At 60.7% G+C, this 15,019-nt stretch carries 19 protein-coding genes; 7 read left to right on the forward strand and 12 right to left on the reverse strand.

All coding sequences use genetic code 11. The features are described 5' to 3' along the window. Positions 1-261 precede the first annotated feature (261 nt). Both BAY15_RS10135 and BAY15_RS10145 read left to right on the forward strand, forming a co-directional pair. Positions 262-837 carry a response regulator gene (locus BAY15_RS10135; protein ID WP_083214133.1) on the forward strand — a complete coding sequence of 192 codons (576 nt, stop codon included), beginning with the start codon at positions 262-264 and terminating at the stop codon, positions 835-837. A 412-nt stretch (positions 838-1,249) separates the two neighbouring features. Further along, the gene (locus BAY15_RS10145) at positions 1,250-1,891 is read left to right on the forward strand and encodes a 3'-5' exoribonuclease (protein WP_237334241.1); all 642 of its coding nucleotides are present in this window, start codon (positions 1,250-1,252) and stop codon (positions 1,889-1,891) included. 107 nt (positions 1,892-1,998) lie between these two features. On the opposite strand, the gene BAY15_RS19170 is transcribed toward BAY15_RS10145, so the two are convergent. From BAY15_RS19170 to BAY15_RS10180, 8 genes are all read right to left on the reverse strand, one after another. Next, complete coding sequence (locus BAY15_RS19170; RefSeq protein WP_157771722.1) at positions 1,999-2,355, reverse strand: hypothetical protein; 357 nt, start codon at positions 2,353-2,355, stop codon at positions 1,999-2,001. 239 nt (positions 2,356-2,594) lie between these two features. Further along, a complete protein-coding gene (locus BAY15_RS10150) occupies positions 2,595-2,795 on the reverse strand; it encodes a putative quinol monooxygenase (RefSeq protein ID WP_208856093.1) in 201 nt (66 codons plus the stop codon). Between the two features lie 222 nt (positions 2,796-3,017). Then, a complete protein-coding gene (locus tag BAY15_RS10155) occupies positions 3,018-3,806 on the reverse strand; it encodes a carboxymuconolactone decarboxylase family protein (RefSeq protein WP_335743672.1) in 789 nt (262 codons plus the stop codon). Next, the gene (locus BAY15_RS10160; protein ID WP_083214134.1) at positions 3,784-4,275 is read right to left on the reverse strand and encodes a (R)-mandelonitrile lyase; all 492 of its coding nucleotides are present in this window, start codon (positions 4,273-4,275) and stop codon (positions 3,784-3,786) included. The genes BAY15_RS10155 and BAY15_RS10160 overlap by 23 nt, the downstream gene beginning before the upstream one ends. Before the next feature lies 1 nt (position 4,276). Next, positions 4,277-4,717, reverse strand: coding sequence for a (R)-mandelonitrile lyase (locus BAY15_RS10165; RefSeq protein WP_068852002.1), 441 nt, complete (start codon positions 4,715-4,717; stop codon positions 4,277-4,279). Between the two features lie 42 nt (positions 4,718-4,759). Further along, positions 4,760-5,107, reverse strand: a complete 348-nt coding sequence (locus BAY15_RS10170; RefSeq protein WP_068852005.1) for a cyclophilin-like fold protein — start codon at positions 5,105-5,107, stop codon at positions 4,760-4,762. A gap of 134 nt (positions 5,108-5,241) precedes the next feature. Continuing rightward, on the reverse strand, positions 5,242-6,453 hold the full coding sequence (locus BAY15_RS10175) for an MFS transporter (RefSeq protein ID WP_068852008.1): 1,212 nt from the start codon (positions 6,451-6,453) through the stop codon (positions 5,242-5,244). Next, entirely contained in the window at positions 6,450-7,508 is a 1,059-nt protein-coding gene (locus tag BAY15_RS10180) for an alpha/beta hydrolase (protein WP_068852011.1), read from the reverse strand. The genes BAY15_RS10175 and BAY15_RS10180 overlap by 4 nt, the downstream gene beginning before the upstream one ends. A 112-nt stretch (positions 7,509-7,620) precedes the next feature. Between BAY15_RS10180 and BAY15_RS10185 the strand changes: the two genes are divergently transcribed. Together BAY15_RS10185 and BAY15_RS10190 are read left to right on the forward strand one after the other, a co-directional pair. Next, positions 7,621-8,514, forward strand: a complete 894-nt coding sequence (locus BAY15_RS10185; protein ID WP_068852016.1) for a LysR family transcriptional regulator — start codon at positions 7,621-7,623, stop codon at positions 8,512-8,514. Positions 8,515-9,054: 540 nt separating this feature from the next. After that, positions 9,055-9,942 carry a hypothetical protein gene (locus tag BAY15_RS10190; RefSeq protein WP_157771723.1) on the forward strand — a complete coding sequence of 296 codons (888 nt, stop codon included), beginning with the start codon at positions 9,055-9,057 and terminating at the stop codon, positions 9,940-9,942. Between the two features lie 789 nt (positions 9,943-10,731). On the opposite strand, the gene BAY15_RS19700 is transcribed toward BAY15_RS10190, so the two are convergent. Together BAY15_RS19700 and BAY15_RS19175 are read right to left on the reverse strand one after the other, a co-directional pair. Continuing rightward, a complete protein-coding gene (locus tag BAY15_RS19700; protein ID WP_083214135.1) occupies positions 10,732-10,893 on the reverse strand; it encodes a BLUF domain-containing protein in 162 nt (53 codons plus the stop codon). 524 nt (positions 10,894-11,417) lie between these two features. After that, positions 11,418-11,840: a BLUF domain-containing protein gene (locus tag BAY15_RS19175; RefSeq protein WP_083214136.1), complete on the reverse strand. Its 423-nt coding sequence runs from the start codon at positions 11,838-11,840 to the stop codon at positions 11,418-11,420. Positions 11,841-12,430: 590 nt separating this feature from the next. Here BAY15_RS19175 and BAY15_RS10195 point away from each other — a divergent pair. The 3 genes from BAY15_RS10195 (at position 12,431) to BAY15_RS10205 (ending at position 14,273) form a co-directional block, all read left to right on the forward strand. Then, positions 12,431-12,928, forward strand: coding sequence for a ferritin-like domain-containing protein (locus tag BAY15_RS10195; protein ID WP_068852022.1), 498 nt, complete (start codon positions 12,431-12,433; stop codon positions 12,926-12,928). A gap of 142 nt (positions 12,929-13,070) precedes the next feature. Then, on the forward strand, positions 13,071-13,709 hold the full coding sequence (locus BAY15_RS10200; protein WP_068854661.1) for a DUF6766 family protein: 639 nt from the start codon (positions 13,071-13,073) through the stop codon (positions 13,707-13,709). 15 nt (positions 13,710-13,724) lie between these two features. Next, the gene (locus tag BAY15_RS10205; protein ID WP_068852025.1) at positions 13,725-14,273 is read left to right on the forward strand and encodes a cysteine hydrolase family protein; all 549 of its coding nucleotides are present in this window, start codon (positions 13,725-13,727) and stop codon (positions 14,271-14,273) included. Positions 14,274-14,308: 35 nt separating this feature from the next. On the opposite strand, the gene BAY15_RS10210 is transcribed toward BAY15_RS10205, so the two are convergent. Together BAY15_RS10210 and BAY15_RS10215 are read right to left on the reverse strand one after the other, a co-directional pair. Continuing rightward, positions 14,309-14,827 carry a DUF1264 domain-containing protein gene (locus tag BAY15_RS10210; protein ID WP_083214137.1) on the reverse strand — a complete coding sequence of 173 codons (519 nt, stop codon included), beginning with the start codon at positions 14,825-14,827 and terminating at the stop codon, positions 14,309-14,311. Between the two features lie 13 nt (positions 14,828-14,840). Further along, entirely contained in the window at positions 14,841-15,017 is a 177-nt protein-coding gene (locus BAY15_RS10215) for a DUF3606 domain-containing protein (protein ID WP_068852028.1), read from the reverse strand. Between the last annotated feature and the right edge of the window lie 2 nt (positions 15,018-15,019).

Here is a 15,019-nt window from a genome sequence, read left to right on the forward strand (position 1 = left end):
TATCTATGCCTCCGGCTATGCCAGCTTGGCAGCAGAGCCAGACTGTTACCAAATGCACTAAACAGGGGCGCGTTATTCACAGGTAGTCTTGGGAAAATCCATCATGACAACATCACGGCTTCGGATGCACTGTTGTTGGAGGCGCACGTATGCGCCGGTACCGCGACGGCTCTTCAAGGACTGGGGTAAAACGTGGGGCTTCAACATTCCAATACTACCTACCCGCTATTCAGGCGAATAGTCATTGCTGAGGACCACACGATGGTCGCGGAAGGCATCGCGAAGATCTTGGAAGACCACTGTGACTCTTCCGAGATCGTAGCGAATGGCGAGGAATTGCTGCAATCACTACATAAGCAGACCCCGGATCTAGTCGTTGCAGATATAAGCATGCCTGGGGTCAGTGGCATCGACGCAATAAAGACTGCCCATACCCAGGGTTGCTCCGTTCCGTTTATCTTTTTAACGATGCACGATGAGCCGGCAATGGCACTGTGTGCGCTGCGACATGGCGCAGCAGGATATGTCGTAAAAAATGCCGCGGGAGATGAGCTCCTCTCCGCAATTCGGACTATCGCGACCGGCCGGTCTTACATCAGCCAATCGATGGTCGCTCAGCTGGCGCTTTACCCCAAACCGACGGAGTACGCTCTGACGCCGAAACAGCAGCGAATCCTACAATACATTGACCTGGGCTTGCGCCCGGCACAGATTGCTATTGAACTTGGAGTGTCCATACGAACGATTGAGTCACATAAGTACGCCATGATGCAGGAGTTCGGGGTGAGTGGCACGATGGCCCTCCTTATCAAGGCCCGAGAAGAAAAACTGTTGTAGGCGCCCTCCGCGCGGCCGTGCATGAGTAATTCTTGGCCCGAAGCAGACGAGTCCCGGGTTACGGCCGATGGTTCTGTAGAGATGTCTGCTCTCGGACTAAAGCGGAGTTTCGACTTACACCTTCCAGACTTTGCTGCCAACGGGTACGTCAGCCTTATCCAGTCCAGGGAGATGGAAGATCAGTTTGTAGCCGCCAGGTCGAAAGTGGTCGAAACGAAGTACTGCCTCTGCGGGCAATCTAGTGCCGCCCGGACGCTCGACGATGACAGCACAAGCTGAGTTGTGCTTGCCATGCGGGAGCGGCAAATCGGGCGCCAGAACCAAACCTCGGACGTGAGCATGAAGCGGTCCTCGACAGTTAGTAGAAGCTCCATTAGGTCTTTCTCAATCGCGTGTAGTCCGTGACGGCAGAGTGTCGTATGGCCTGTCGCTGTCCTCGATTCCGCCGGACTTCAATGATAAAAACAAGGTGACCGCCTTCAGCTCAAGGGACGACTCCATGGCTCCAACCTACTACTTCCTGGATACCGAGTGGTCCGATGCCGATGGTCGCGACTTGGTTAGCTTGGCACTGATTGATGAGAGTGGTGAGCGTCGCTTCTATGCCGAGCGCGCCCAGTTGTCGCCTAACCCCACCGAATTCGTACGTCGCTGCGTCTACCCGCTGCTCGATCGAGGAGCTCTTTCCCTATCCGACGCGGCCTTTACCACGGCGTTGCGAGCGTTCCTTCGAGCCAGCGCCAACCCGGCGGTAATGGCCGATTACCCCACCGATCTGCAACTGCTGCAATGGGCTCTGGACGGCTGTGGACTGCCGACCGCCCAGGCTGCATATTGCGGCCCAAAGCCTAACCTCATCCAAACACGCATGTGGAAAGAGGGACTTGCCGGGAGGTTGGTGGAAGACTGGTTCGTGGCGCATCCAGAGCTAAGCGCGAAACGCCACCACGCCTTAGTCGATGCCCAAGCGCTTCGGATGGCGTGGCTGGTGAGCACTGGTCGCCTACCGGCTCCGTTGTGGGCGGAGTCCTATCATCGACTCAATAAATCATAAGGACTACGTGCCAGGTGCGTACGGGTACAGTCGCCGGCTGGTTGCGGCCCAGCCGCCATCTGGCCATTGGAGTCTGCTTCCGGCCAAAAGCGGACATCACTCCGTGACTACGGAAGGCTATTCGTAGGTGCGCAGCTGGCAGGTTCGAAAGTCGCAAACTGACTAATACGCGCCTCAAGCGAGGACGGGTGTGGGAGCGGCACCCAGGTGAGAACGCCACGCGATGTCAGTTCCGTCAGGAGGTTTTTCACCGTTGCGGTGACCAGTAGCCTTGGCTCAATACCTGGGAACTGCCGGATGGTCTGCGACAGCAGAAACTCAAGCTGATCGGCAGTCGAGATGCCGGACACGCTGTCGATGGGGAGCGCTGACGATCCCGGCACGAACTGAGCTGATGCCGAGATGCTGCCTCCATCGAACCACCACTCATCCCCGCGCTGTGACTTCCATCGATCATCGTCCATCCCTTCCTCCCTATTCTTCTACCCTATAGCGAATATCCGCTGCGGGCCGGAAGCGGACATTACCACGGGCCCAGCGACCCGGTCCCCGGTGGTGCGTCCGCTTCCGGCTAGTAGCGGACTCCGGTCACCTTCAATGAATCGGTCAATGGAGGGCTGTCGGGCCGGTGTACTGACGGCGGAATGCCGTGAATGAAAGATAGCCCTTGGCGTATCACACGTCCGCGCAGCAAGGTTCACTGCTACTTAATCTTCAGCTCCGGCAGAAGAGGATCAACATCAACCAGCTCGAGGGACTTGACCATGTGCAGCGTCCCGTTCTTGTACTTGAGGAAATGCGGACTCTTCACGTGCTGTTCGTATGCCTGCCGACTCGCATATATTTCAAGAATCGTCAGTCTGGTCGGATCGTCCTTGTCGAAGACGGCGTACAACGACAGCACGCCTGGCTCAATCTCGAGGCGCGAACCTCTTCAGCCAGGGCGTCTCGATAAGCAGGGAGATGCTCCGCGTTTACGGTGATCATTGACAGCCGTGTCATCTGCACCTCCTCAGCTCCAACACTGAAGGAGCATGCAGCCATGCCGATCAAGATTCCGATGAGTATCCTTTTCAATCAACCCTCCAATGTGCGCGTGCCGCTCGGCGCAGAGTTTTCCCGAAGATCAATCCTGCTGAGCGTTGAGCTGGCGTTGAATACCAACGCGGACACGTTCGGCAGCCTCCAAGCTGGAGTGGGCTTCGAGAACATCGGCCAGCCTTGACAGCTGCTCCGGGCGCACGCCTATGTTCATGCTGATTCCTATGTGAGACTGCAACTGGGGTTCCACCCCGGACATGGCAGCCAGCATGCTGACCGTGGCCAGCTCGCGGCTCTGCCAATCAAGGTTGTCGCGCTCGAAGATGTCGCCAAAGAGATGCGTACGCAGATACTCATTTGCCTGCGGTGCGAAATCGAACAATGGCCCTGAGACTGGACCACCCGCCAGCTTGGTCTGGTTCGCGGTGCCTGCGGCGAGCAACGCGTCGCCCTTGGGAATCGGCTTGCCCGGCTCGCGCCCGGCTTCATCCTGGATGCCCCTCTGCCTGCGTGCCTCCGCCACCTTCATGAGTTCGCTCAATGCGTTCAGGCTCCGCGGAAACCCCGCATAGGCGTAAACCTGCACAAGGATCTCTCGTGCTTCGGCCAGACTCAGTCCCGCGTCCAAGCCTTGATTCAGCGCACCCCGAAGGCTATCCATGTTGCCAGCCGCTGCTGAGGCGCTGATCGGAATAATCGCTTGCTGGCGGGCGTCCAGTTCGGAGGTAGAACCCCCGTTTGATGTGACGTTCATAGCTGCTCCTTCGTATGCGAAAGCCATCTGTCCCGGACCGGAGGCAAGCATCGCCGCACCCATCAGAGAGGCGAGACGACTGGACCGCCGTTTCCAGTCAATCACCTTGGTACTGGGCATCGGTCACCTTCTCCAACCAGTTCACGTTCTGACCATCGCGCACGCCGGTTACGGCGAGATGGGTCATCGCCGTAGCGGGGGCAGCTCCATGCCAGTGCTTCACCCCCGGCGGGCACCACACTACATCGCCGGGACGAACGACCTGAATGGGCTTACCCCACTCCTGCACGCGCCCGACGCCAGAGGTGACCACCAAACGCTGGCCCGCAGGGTGGGTGTGCCACGCCGATCGTGCACCCGGCTCAAACGTCACCAGCCCGGCGGAGGCAGTGATGCCCGGGTCCGCGGGCCAGAGCGGGTCGATGCGAACTCTGCCGGTGAAGTACTCCGTCTGACCATTCATCGAAGCCTGATTCCCGGCAGTGGTGATTTGCTGTTCGGGCGCCGCAGCTTGAGCCTCATGGGGAACGCCAAGCAGCGCCCAGACAGAGAGGGCCAAGAGCCCGCCAACCGCGGATCGAACCAACATGTCAGCCACCTCCGTCGGAGCGGGCCGGTGCGTCAGCAGCGGTAGGTCCGGCCAGGTACTGCTCTTCGGTCACATGCTCCAGCCAGTCAACGTTCCTGCCATCCAATGCCTCCTGGATTGCGATGTGCGTCATGGCGGTGGTGGGCGATGCACCGTGCCAGTGTTTGTGACCCGGCGGGCACCAGATCACGTCACCCGCGCGGATCTCCACGATCGGGCCGCCTTCGCACTGTGTCCAACCGAAGCCGGCTGTAACGATAAGCGTCTGCCCCAACGGATGGGTGTGCCACGCAGTTCGCGCGCCCGGCTCGAAGGTGACTGCCGCGCAGGATACCCTCGATGGCGCAGGGGCGGCATTGAGCGGATCGATGCGGACCGTGCCCGTAAACCAGTCCGTCGATCCTTTGATGGACGCTTGGGTGCCAAGGCGTTTGATTTCCATTTTGCTCACCTCTTTGTGGTGTGTTGGGTATGCAAACAACGGCTAGTCGGACTCAATCCGAACCGCGAGCGGCCCTTCCGTGCGAAGGAGCTGCAGTCCTCCTTCGATTCGACCCAGTCGGATCAGACCCTTCGAGTACGCAAAGGGCCTGTGGAAAATCGCCAGATTTCCCCACGGCGCATAAAAGGCGATGTCGCCCGCCGCCGGCGTGACTCCCTCCGGCTCACCGGCCACGCTGAGACGGCGCGGAAGCTGCGCGATTTTCTCGGTCGCGGCGTAGTCCTCGAGCTGCAGCGTCAGCGGCAACTGGGCGATGAACTCGCGCGCCGGGATACTGTCTTCCATGGTGGCCGACAGCATCTGATCGTTGATGATCAGTCGAATCTTCATGGAATGAACCTCCGGGTTTGACTCTACCTTCCTAGCTGCAATAGCGTGATGAGTGGGCTCGGCAGAGCATGCCGCTATTGCCCCGAATGCAAGCAGGAGGCAAAGCAGGGCTCCTGTGATCGACGTAACGCACCTCATGAGCCCCGGGCCTCCACAGCGACCACCGGCCCCGACGTGGTCGCCCGCTCGGACGCCGTCGCATAAGCGAGCAGCGCGGCGCACAGCAGCAGGCCAGCACTGGCCAGGAACGTGCTGGCAAAGCCGAGACTGTCAAACAGCAGCCCGCCCACGGTCGAACCGAGTGCGATGGAGCACTGCACTACCGCCACCATCAGCCCGCCGCCGGCCTCTGCGTTGTCAGTGAAAGTGCGAGCCAGCCAGCTCCACCAGCCCACCGGTGCGGCCGTTGCCAGCAGGCCCCAAGCCGAGAGCAGTGCGGCGGTCGGCCAAAGCTGGGGCCCCAGTGGAACCAAGGCCACGGCAATGAGAGCCATCAAGGCTGGAATGGTCACCAGAGTTCGGTAAAGCCCACGCCTGATGAACACGCCAATGACGAGCGTGCCCACGAAGCCGCTTACGCCGATAGCCAGCAGCACCAGCGGTACAGCAGACGTTCCTGCACTGGTCACCCGCTCCAGGAACGGCCGCACGTAGGTAAACAGGGCAAATTGCCCCATGAAAAAGGCACCGCAGGCAAGCATCCCAAGTGCCACCACACGTCGCCGGAACAACGCGATCAACCCGCCTTGTGACTGCCCGCTCTCCGCAGGCATGGAGGGCAGACAAACCCACTGCCATGCGAGCGCTATGACAGCCACGGGCAGAAGGCACAAGAAAGCGCCGCGCCATCCAATCATGCCACCCAGGTAGCTGCCCAATGGCGCCGCAACTACCGTTGCAAGCGCGTTGCCACTGTTGAATATCGCCAGGGCGCGCGGGACTTTTGCGGCGGGCACCAGCCGCATTGCCGTTGCGGCAGACAGTGACCAGAACCCACCGATCACCACGCCAATCAGTGCACGCCCCGTCATGTAGACCAGATAGTTCGGAGACAGGGCCACCACCACACCCGACACCGCCATCAATGCGGTGAGGATCAGCAGCAACGTTCGTCGGTTCATGTTGCCCGCCAACCGGGAGATCGACAGGCTGGTCAGCACCGCAAAGGCTCCCGAAATGGCAATGCCGTACCCAGCAAGCCCTTCGGTCACGCCCAGATCTGCCGCCAAGGGAGTAAGCAGGCTCACCGGCATGAATTCGGAGGCGATCAACGCGAAGACGCACAGCGTCATCGCGAGCACGCCCCCCCAGTTGGCGCGATCTGCGTTCACGTGGGTGCGGCTCATTTCCCGGCCAGGCCGCGCTGGAAGAACGTCGTCAGTTTTTCGAAGGGAATCAGGTTGGTACGGTCATACAGGTCCACGTGCCCCGCACCCTTCACCCAGTAGAGCTCCTTCGGTTGGCCCGCCCTTTGGTATGCGTCCTCGCTGAACTCGCGTGAATGCGCGACGTCGCCAGAAATGAACAGCATCGGCCGCGGCGAGATGGTCTCGATGTCATTGAAGGGATAGAAGTTCATGAATTTGACCAGGCTGCTGAAGAGCGGCTGGGTGGTCAGCTCTGCCGTATCGCCCTTTGGCGTGTAGGCGCCGCGCGGGGTACGGTAGAAGTCGAAGAACTCGCGTTGGATGGCAGGGGTCTCAGCATCGAGTCTGTTCACTGTGCCTGGCACGTACACAGCCGCGCCGCCCTTGAACTCGGCCAAGCGCTGGTCGGTTGCGGACTGGATCACTGTCTTGCGCTGTTCCAGCGACTGCCCGTTGTTCAGCCCCTGCCGTGCCGCCGCACCCATGTCGTACATGCTTACCGTGGCAATGGCCTTGATGCGCGGGTCGATCTTGGCGGCGCTGATCACAAAGCTGCCGCTGCCACATATACCCAGGCCGCCAATCCGTTCCGGGTCCACATAGGCCTGCGTACTCAGGAAGTCCACGGCGGCGCTGATGTCGTCTGAATAGATTTCCGGCGCCACCAGGTGCCGCGGGGCGCCACCGCTCTCTCCCCAGAAGGAAAGATCGATCGCCAGCGTAACGAAGCCCTGCTCGGCCAACTTCTGCGCGTAGAGCTGCGAGCTCTGCTCCTTCACCGCGCCCATTGGATGGCCAACCACCACGGCGGGGGCGCGGCTGCCGCGAGGCAGGCCTTGGGGGCGGTACAGCGTGCCCACCACTTCCACCTGGTACTGGTTGTGGAAGCTGACGCGCTCACCAGTGACCGTGGGGCTGTGGTAGAAGTTGTCTGCCCCGGCGGGATGTGCTGCCCCAGGGGTATCGGCAGCCATGGCGGGAAGCGGAAGTACGTAGCTGGCAAGCAGCGCCAGCAGCAACGTGGTCGGTTTCATGCGAGTGCGGCCTCGGTTGGGGGGACTGAGGTCGCCACGATAGGCTCCGCCCGCTACCGCGATAAGCCGGCTGAAAGTTGATGCATTGTTGAGTTGAGCTCACAATTGATCCATGAGCGCCGTGAAGACCAATGATCTGCAAGCCTTTCTGGTGGTGGCCCAGGAGCAGAGCTTCACCAAGGCCGCCGTTCGCCTTGGGGTAACGCCCTCTGCGCTGAGCCATTCAATGCGGTTGCTGGAAGAGCGCCTGGGCATTCGCCTGCTGGCCCGCACCACCCGCAACGTTTCTCCCACTGAGGCGGGCGAGCGCCTTATGCGCTCCATCGCACCGCACTTCGAGGCCATCGGTGCCAGCGTGGAAGCCCTGGGAGACCTGCGCGACCGGCCGGCGGGAACGCTGCGGATCTCCTGCACGGATGATTCGATGGAGACCATCATACGACCACGGCTTGCCGGGTTTCTGGCCGAGTACCCGGACATCACGCTTGAGTTCTACGTGGATTACGGCTTTACCAACGTGGTGGAGCAGCGCTTCGACGCCGGCATCCGGCTCGGAGAAGCGCTGAGCAAGGACATGATCGCTGTCAGGGTCGGACCGGATTGGCGCCTGGTGGTGGTTGGATCTCCCGACTACTTCGAGAAACATCCCAAGCCCAGGAAGCCCGCCGACATCACCCGACACCGCTGCGTGCACATCCGGCATCGCCCAAACGGCGCCATTTATGCCTGGGAGTTCGAAGAGAAGGGCAAGGAATTCACCGTACGCGGCGACGGACCGTTGGTCTTCAACAGCATGACCCACGTAATCAATGCCGCACTGGACGGCCTGGGCTTGGCCTATGCGCCGGAACCGATGGTAGCCGAGCACATTGCGCAGGGCAGGCTGGTGGCTGTGCTGGACAGGTGGTGCGTGCCCTTCCCCGGCTACCATCTTTACTACCCGAACCGCCGGCAGCCCTCGCCCGCATTCACGGCACTGGTAGCTTGGCTGAAGCTGGATGTTTGATGTGCAGGACGATGCGGGGTGCGACCCTAGTTCCCCGCATGTGTCTTACTTCGGCTGGAAATGGACACCCGCCCTGCCCACGATGCATCCCTAATGCCACGCCCTCCAAGGTCCGCTTTCGGCCAAAAGCGGACACGCATGGAGGATGGCGCCTGTCAACGACATCCTTATCGATTCAGAGGGTTGGTTGCTGGTTGGGGCAAGGCGTTGGCAGGAAAGACCTTAGCGCGGATGCCCTAGGTCGATAGCCGTAGTTCTACTGGATTCGAGTTGGACTTGGCCAAGCTTTGCTTTGAATATGCTGCAGAGATCAGCGAATCAGGAAGGGTTTGCGGATACCAGCCCCTTGCGCGTCAATCTTACATTTCGTCCCCCCTTGGCACCCCAGAGCGAAGACCCTATCCTGCTGGCGGCCGAAACGTACGCAGCGGGCTGACGCAAGCCCCAGACTGGCCCTGTGCTTGCTGCGCAACCACGTGCAGTCCTGGTTCCGGCGAAGGTCCGCCTCGCGTTATTTTTTTTTTGATCAAGGATCATACTGTGCTTCTTGCCGTTTCCCCCGGCCGCCTTTGCCGCTGGCACGTTGTCCTGTTCCCACTGTTGGCCGTGCTGGCCCTGCCCGCTGCCGCGCAATCGCCGCGTTGTGGCACCTTCAAGGATCCGGCCAGTGGCGCCGTACTTCGGGTTGACAGTGCGGTGCAAGGCGAACGTCAACTGCCCGGCGAGGCCGCAGAGCCGTATCACTTACAGCACAACGGCGATCAACTGCTGGCGGCCAATCTGGCCAGCGGCAGGATGACCAGGCTAGCGGTCAGTACCGATAGCCGGAACCTCAGCGACGACGCCGGGCATTACGTGCTCGAAGCTGACGTCGCCTGCCAAGCCGCGTCGACCTTCGCGCCCGGCAGTTGCCGCGCCGATATCACTACCTGCTTTGGCCAGATGACGTGGGCCGGCGCAGACAGCTGGAGGCGATGGTGCACCGAAGGCGTTTCCGCCGCCTGCAACCGGTTGATCGAGGACTACCGCAGCGAAGCTCGCAGCGCGTGGGTAATCGCCAAGGTCATGGCCGACGAAAGCATCCCCTCCAGCGCCCCAGCGGTGTGCGTGAAAGACAGCGCGGTATTCGATGCCGAGGCCTGCGGCCACGCGGAGGATGCCGAGCGCGCAAGGGCGGTGGGCAAGGCATTTGCGTTAACCAAAGGCATGCCCAACGAACCGACCTTACCCGATGCGGAGTTGGACGAAGTGGCCAAGCTGTGCCGCCAGCAGCCCAGCGTCACCTTTTGCACTGCCGTGGCGTCAGCCCTCCGTGCCGCCGGGCGGCTGCCAGCCGCGCTTGAAGCAATGCAGCTGGCATGTAGCACGACCGAGAACCCGCAAGCTTGCGCGCAGCTGGCCACCCAAGGCACCGACACTCCGAACTAACTGGCCATGTCAGCGTCACTGAGCACCGGAACATCCACCGCCCTGCGGCATGGGTGGCTTCCCGGCGGTGTGGGGGAGTTAAGGCAACTTTCGGAGCCGCTCTTTCCCACCACTTCGTCCGGTCCCGCACCTTCCGCCGGACAGACTCTTTCAGGGACGCGGCGCACTGCTCTTAAAGGGTGCAGGAATCAGGCAGCAGGAGGTGCCCTAGGGTGGGCGCTAGCTTAGTGGGATCCACGCGGTGTGCCCGCGCGGCTTTGTCGGGGATATCCCTCTAGCCACCCTAAGCCGGGCCCGGATAAGGGGACTAGAACGTCCGCCTCGCGGATCCGCAGGAGATCTGGCCGAATGTATTACCGACCTCACCCTGCGGATCCGCTCCGCGTCCAGCTGGAGTCCACCCAGTGGGTGGTGTCTCCCCCGTTATTGGATGGAAATGTCCGCCGACAGGCGTGAAAACGGCGCGAAGAACTTGGCCGTCACCAGGTAGCTGCTTCAGGCATCCCACAAATCGGGCAGGTCCACCCCTTCGTACGGATCGATCAACCTGTTGACGCGTTCGATGCCGGTAGGCACTTGGAACATTGTGACCTCTTCGCGGGGTAGCAAGCCTCGCCAGTCACTTAGCTTCGCAATGCGGAGGTCCTCGGGCTCAACAGGCAGCCACCGCATCGGCCAGTAAGGAAACCGTCTCTGCCCGCCTACGCTACGCGCCAGCTCGGCGATGTTTTTATGGCAGCTTGCACTGCTGATTCTCGACCAAGCATCCACCACCGCTCCCTCAAGACCTTAGATGTATTGAAGGAACCGGCTTCCGTCGGTAAGCAATACGCCGGTGACACCTGTAGTTGCGTTATGAGTGGCGGCGCTACGCCCCACTTCCTTAACCTGAAGAAGGGTCGCCCCAAGGCCAACTTGGCTCGTGTAAACAAGCGTGTGTAGCTTTCCCATGCCGCCTCCCCCAGATCGACCAGGATGCGCGACTCTACCATCCCATCAGCCGACGACTGACGGCTAGGATCCACTCTTCGGCGGAGGGCTGGCCCGAGCGCCCCACGCTGAGACGGAACTCTAGCCCGCGCAGGCCGTCGGTCAAGCGTGATCGCAGTTGCTTCAAATTCTACACGCCGACGGCGCGGCATCTACCGTCCCTTAACTAGCAAATTTCATAAGCTGCGCCTTCGTTCGAAGGTAGGGACCGCAATGCCGAATACTGGCGCCTTCTATCTCCATGAGGTCTCGGGGCCCACGTTAGGCTCCCCCGGGCAGTTCACGTCCATCTCGATGGTAAGTGCGACATGCACGAAGTGCAGCCATAAGTTTCACGCGACTGCTCCACCCGACTTAGTGACCATCGCGGGTGGGACGGTGCTGACGTGCTCCGCATGTGGCGCGAGACAGGCTATCAGCAAAGCACGCTTTGACCTCTTCTCGACCCGCCTCAGCTCGGAAAGCGATCCTCGGTCTGAGCAGGATTAAGCGATATAGGGAGCTGCAATTTCGGCTAGACGCTCTACCCCGGTGGGCACAAGACGAGAGCCCAAGGTTCGACCACCGAGGCGCGTCCAATCGCTGAACGCCGCCTCTTGGAATTGGGTATCGACGATAGGAATCCACCGCATTGACCAGTAGGGCATACGTCGCTCGGAGACCCGTCCACGGGCAAGCTCAACGACATTGCAGTGTTCACGAGAATTGACGATCCGCGAATAAACCATCGACAGTCCATCATCCGGGCCCTCGATGTACTGCAAAAAGCGTGACCCATCAAAAAGCAGTATCCCGGTCACGCCCGCCAGACGGTTATGCGCAGCGGCTTTCTCAACCAGTCGGTTCAACTGGTCGTTGCTCAGATCTATAGCCGCCTCACTGGCGTATGCGATTGCTTGCAGGGTCATTCCGACCTTTCTCCGCTGCTCTGGTTTCCTATCCCGGGGAGAGAATCGTAGCGGACAAAGTAGAGCACCCGACGTGAGCGAGCGCCCATTTCGTCGCTCGCGACCTGAACTAGCTGAACGGTTTAAGCGCTTGGCCAGAACCGATGGTCTGACGCCATGGTCATGCTGCTGGCCAGCGAGCCGCCGGATCTCGCTGCTGAGCGGGCGGACACTACTTGCAACTTGCATATCCATTGTGGGCACTCCCTTGGTGACAGTTGGCAAAGCTGCATGGGCTTGGGGAGGAGCTGCCTGAAAGCCAGTTTAGCTCGGGCAGTCGCTTCGGCGGAGACCGCCTTCGTTTCCGCTGTTACACGAATCGAATGCGGACGGCGCTGCGCCGCAACGCTGCATCCCGGCAAGAGGCCCTGGCTGAGCCTGAGTTATTTGGAGAACGCATAGGTGATTTGATTACCTGCTCGCACACCGCCCACCGCTCAGCGGCCCAGATGGCTTGGTTAAGAAATTCTCAACGCCGAGGGGTCTACTTTCACGCGTCTTGGTCGAGGCTGGCGGCAAGGTATTGGCTCACCCCACCAGAGGATCACTAGATGGCCATCAAAACGCTTGAAGAGCTGTTCGTTCACGAGCTGTCCGACATCTACAGCGCTGAAAAGCAGCTGACAAAAGCCCTGCCCCGCCTGGCCCGAGCCTCAGAAAACCCGGATCTGGCGGCTGCTTTTGAGACCCACCTGGAAGAGACACAGGGACAGATCGAGCGCATCGATCAGGTCGTTGAAGTGCTGGGCATCCGCCTCAAGCGCATCAAGTGCGCCGCGATGGAAGGGCTGGTTGAGGAAGGCAAAGAAGTCATTGATTCGGTTGAGAAGGGCCCGGTGCGCGATGCCGCGCTGATCGGCGGGGCCCAGAAGGTGGAGCACTACGAGATCGCCTCGTATGGCACCATCGCGGCGCTCGCCAAGCAGCTCGGGTACAAGGACGCGCTCCCGCTTCTTCTTGAGACCCTGGAAGAAGAGAAGGCAACCGATGAGAAGTTGACGCTCCTGGCCAAGTCCGGTGGAAATGCCAAGGCAGCCCAAGCGGCGTGAGGTAGGACCATGGAACGCGACCAGAAAGCGTCCTGACCCAGCTGGTAATCCGGGGAGCGGCACTGGCTGCCGCTCCTTCACCGGATTTCTCCACCGGCGGGACTAACGTCGGACAGCTAGCTTAACTCTGGGCCGTATGGGAATGTGGAAACGTAACGGTTTATCGATCGTGCTGCTCCTTTTGCTTCTCTGCTTCTTGGGAGGGCAAGTGTGGACCGGCTTCCTGGCACACAACCAGGAACTCGCTGACGCACACCGAGCGCCGCTGGACCTGTGGGACTATCTGCAGAGCGGGCACTTCGTCAGCGCCACGTTTGAGAACTGGGAAAGCGAGTTCCTTCAGATGGGCATGTATGTCCTGCTGACCGTCAGCCTGCGTCAGAAGGGCTCTGCTGAATCCCGACCACTGGACGACGCCGAAGAAGAGGAGCGCATTGAGGCTGGCCCTACCCCTTGGGCCGTTCGCAAAGGTGGGCTCTGGAAGACCTTATACGGCCACTCCTTGGCGATCACCTTCGGGGTGCTGTTCCTGTTGAGCTTCTCGTTTCACCTTACGGGTAGCTGGCGCGCGGAGGTCGATGAGCAGATGGCCCTTGGACAGCCCACGCCGACGTGCTGGGAACATCTCTGGAGCAGCAGCTTCTGGTTCGAGTCGTTCCAGAACTGGCAGAGCGAATTTTTGGCTGTTCTTGCGTTGGTCATCCTGACCATTTTCCTGCGCCAAAAGGACTCGCCACAGTCGAAGCCGCTGGCTGCACCGCACAGTCAGACGGGCGATTGAGGGGCCGGAGCATCCATGAGTCAGCCCACCCCTGCTCTTCTGATCATCGACATGTTCACTCTGTTCGACTTCCCCGACGCTGACCAGGTGAAGCCCAACGCGTTGAAGGCCGCCGGGCAGATCGCTGTCCTCGCGCGGCGCTTCCGCGAGCGAGGTAACCCGGTCATCTATGTAAATGACAACTTTGCCAACTGGCAGATGGACTTCAAAGAGTTGGTAAGTCTCTGTCTGGCGACGGAAGGCGAGTCGTCAGCGATCGCTGAAGTTCTACAGCCGCACCTTGGCGACTACTTCGTGCTCAAACCCAAACACTCGGCCTTCCTCGCCACCCCGCTTTCCGTGCTCCTGGCCAAGCTGGGCGTGAGGGAGCTAGTCATTACAGGAATGACCGCCGAATCATGCATCGCCGCTACCTGCTTCGACAGCAATGCGAGGGAATACCAGACGACCGTGGTGCAGGAAGCGGTGGCTGGCATTGGCTCCAGACGAACGACCGCATTACGGCTGCTGGATGACTCCAAGGCGGCTCGTGTCCTCAAACTGGCGAGCTACCTACGCCGCTGAGGGGTGTTTCTCAAGCCCCCGTGCCGACCCTGCAGCTATTCTTCGGTCGAGCCGTTGGACGCTGCGTTCTGGTCTGGGTTGGGACGCTCCTTGACGTTGCTGCGGGCGTCGTGAGCGTGGGCACCCGTTGGGTCTTGAAGCTGGACCACCCTCCCCTGTTGCCAAGCGTCTGCTCCCGGGTCTATAGCGGGCTCGGGGATATCGGCGCGGCGTTTCCGTTTGTCCTCGCTGCTGACCCCCAGCCGTGCGTCCCGAGCCGCCACCATCGCTGGATCGGCTTGGCCATCGGCGGTAAAGCCCATCATCAGCTGCGGCATTCCGCGCGGCAGGTCTTTATCCAGGTCGGTGTGCCAGGTGTGCCACGTTTTTCCATACGTGTGGATGAGCTTCTCCATGCGCTCATGCTCGGCCACCTCCGGGATCCCTGGTGCGATCAGCTGCCCCGATTTCACTTCGTGGACGTGGCTGTGCCAGAGCGCCTTTTCCTGCTCAGGGAGGCCAGCGAACAGTTTCCCACTGATGATGTATTCAACGCCCATCAGCTTGAGGGACATGCCCTGCCCCGAGCTACTTGCCCAAGTGCTTGCGCACTGCGACCGCAGTAGAACCCACCGCTTTCACCGCGGCCCGGAGTTCTTCGGCGTTGACGCCCAGTGCCTTGGTCCAATATTGCAGCTCATAGTCTTCGTTGACGTTGATGCGATCGCGGTCCGGGCTACCAGCGTTCTTTTTGTCGTCGGTCATGA

The sequence above is a fragment of the Stenotrophomonas rhizophila genome, from assembly GCF_001704155.1.
GTDB classification, from domain to species: Bacteria; Pseudomonadota; Gammaproteobacteria; order Xanthomonadales; family Xanthomonadaceae; genus Stenotrophomonas; species Stenotrophomonas rhizophila_A.

Excerpts from the sequence above, each read along its gene's own strand:
- BAY15_RS10135 (WP_083214133.1), top strand. The coding sequence starts at position 262 with ATGGTCGCGGAAGGCATCGCGAAGATCTTGGAAGACCACTGTGACTCT.
- BAY15_RS19170 (WP_157771722.1), bottom strand. The coding sequence starts at position 2,355 with ATGGACGATGATCGATGGAAGTCACAGCGCGGGGATGAGTGGTGGTTC.
- BAY15_RS10155 (WP_335743672.1), bottom strand. The coding sequence starts at position 3,806 with ATGCCCAGTACCAAGGTGATTGACTGGAAACGGCGGTCCAGTCGTCTC.
- BAY15_RS10160 (WP_083214134.1), bottom strand. The coding sequence starts at position 4,275 with ATGTTGGTTCGATCCGCGGTTGGCGGGCTCTTGGCCCTCTCTGTCTGG.
- BAY15_RS10165 (WP_068852002.1), bottom strand. The coding sequence starts at position 4,717 with ATGGAAATCAAACGCCTTGGCACCCAAGCGTCCATCAAAGGATCGACG.
- BAY15_RS10170 (WP_068852005.1), bottom strand. The coding sequence starts at position 5,107 with ATGAAGATTCGACTGATCATCAACGATCAGATGCTGTCGGCCACCATG.
- BAY15_RS10175 (WP_068852008.1), bottom strand. The coding sequence starts at position 6,453 with ATGAGCCGCACCCACGTGAACGCAGATCGCGCCAACTGGGGGGGCGTG.
- BAY15_RS10180 (WP_068852011.1), bottom strand. The coding sequence starts at position 7,508 with ATGAAACCGACCACGTTGCTGCTGGCGCTGCTTGCCAGCTACGTACTT.
- BAY15_RS10185 (WP_068852016.1), top strand. The coding sequence starts at position 7,621 with ATGAGCGCCGTGAAGACCAATGATCTGCAAGCCTTTCTGGTGGTGGCC.
- BAY15_RS19700 (WP_083214135.1), bottom strand. The coding sequence starts at position 10,893 with ATGGGAAAGCTACACACGCTTGTTTACACGAGCCAAGTTGGCCTTGGG.
- BAY15_RS19175 (WP_083214136.1), bottom strand. The coding sequence starts at position 11,840 with ATGACCCTGCAAGCAATCGCATACGCCAGTGAGGCGGCTATAGATCTG.
- BAY15_RS10195 (WP_068852022.1), top strand. The coding sequence starts at position 12,431 with ATGGCCATCAAAACGCTTGAAGAGCTGTTCGTTCACGAGCTGTCCGAC.
- BAY15_RS10200 (WP_068854661.1), top strand. The coding sequence starts at position 13,071 with ATGTGGAAACGTAACGGTTTATCGATCGTGCTGCTCCTTTTGCTTCTC.
- BAY15_RS10205 (WP_068852025.1), top strand. The coding sequence starts at position 13,725 with ATGAGTCAGCCCACCCCTGCTCTTCTGATCATCGACATGTTCACTCTG.
- BAY15_RS10210 (WP_083214137.1), bottom strand. The coding sequence starts at position 14,827 with ATGTCCCTCAAGCTGATGGGCGTTGAATACATCATCAGTGGGAAACTG.
- BAY15_RS10215 (WP_068852028.1), bottom strand. The coding sequence starts at position 15,017 with ATGACCGACGACAAAAAGAACGCTGGTAGCCCGGACCGCGATCGCATC.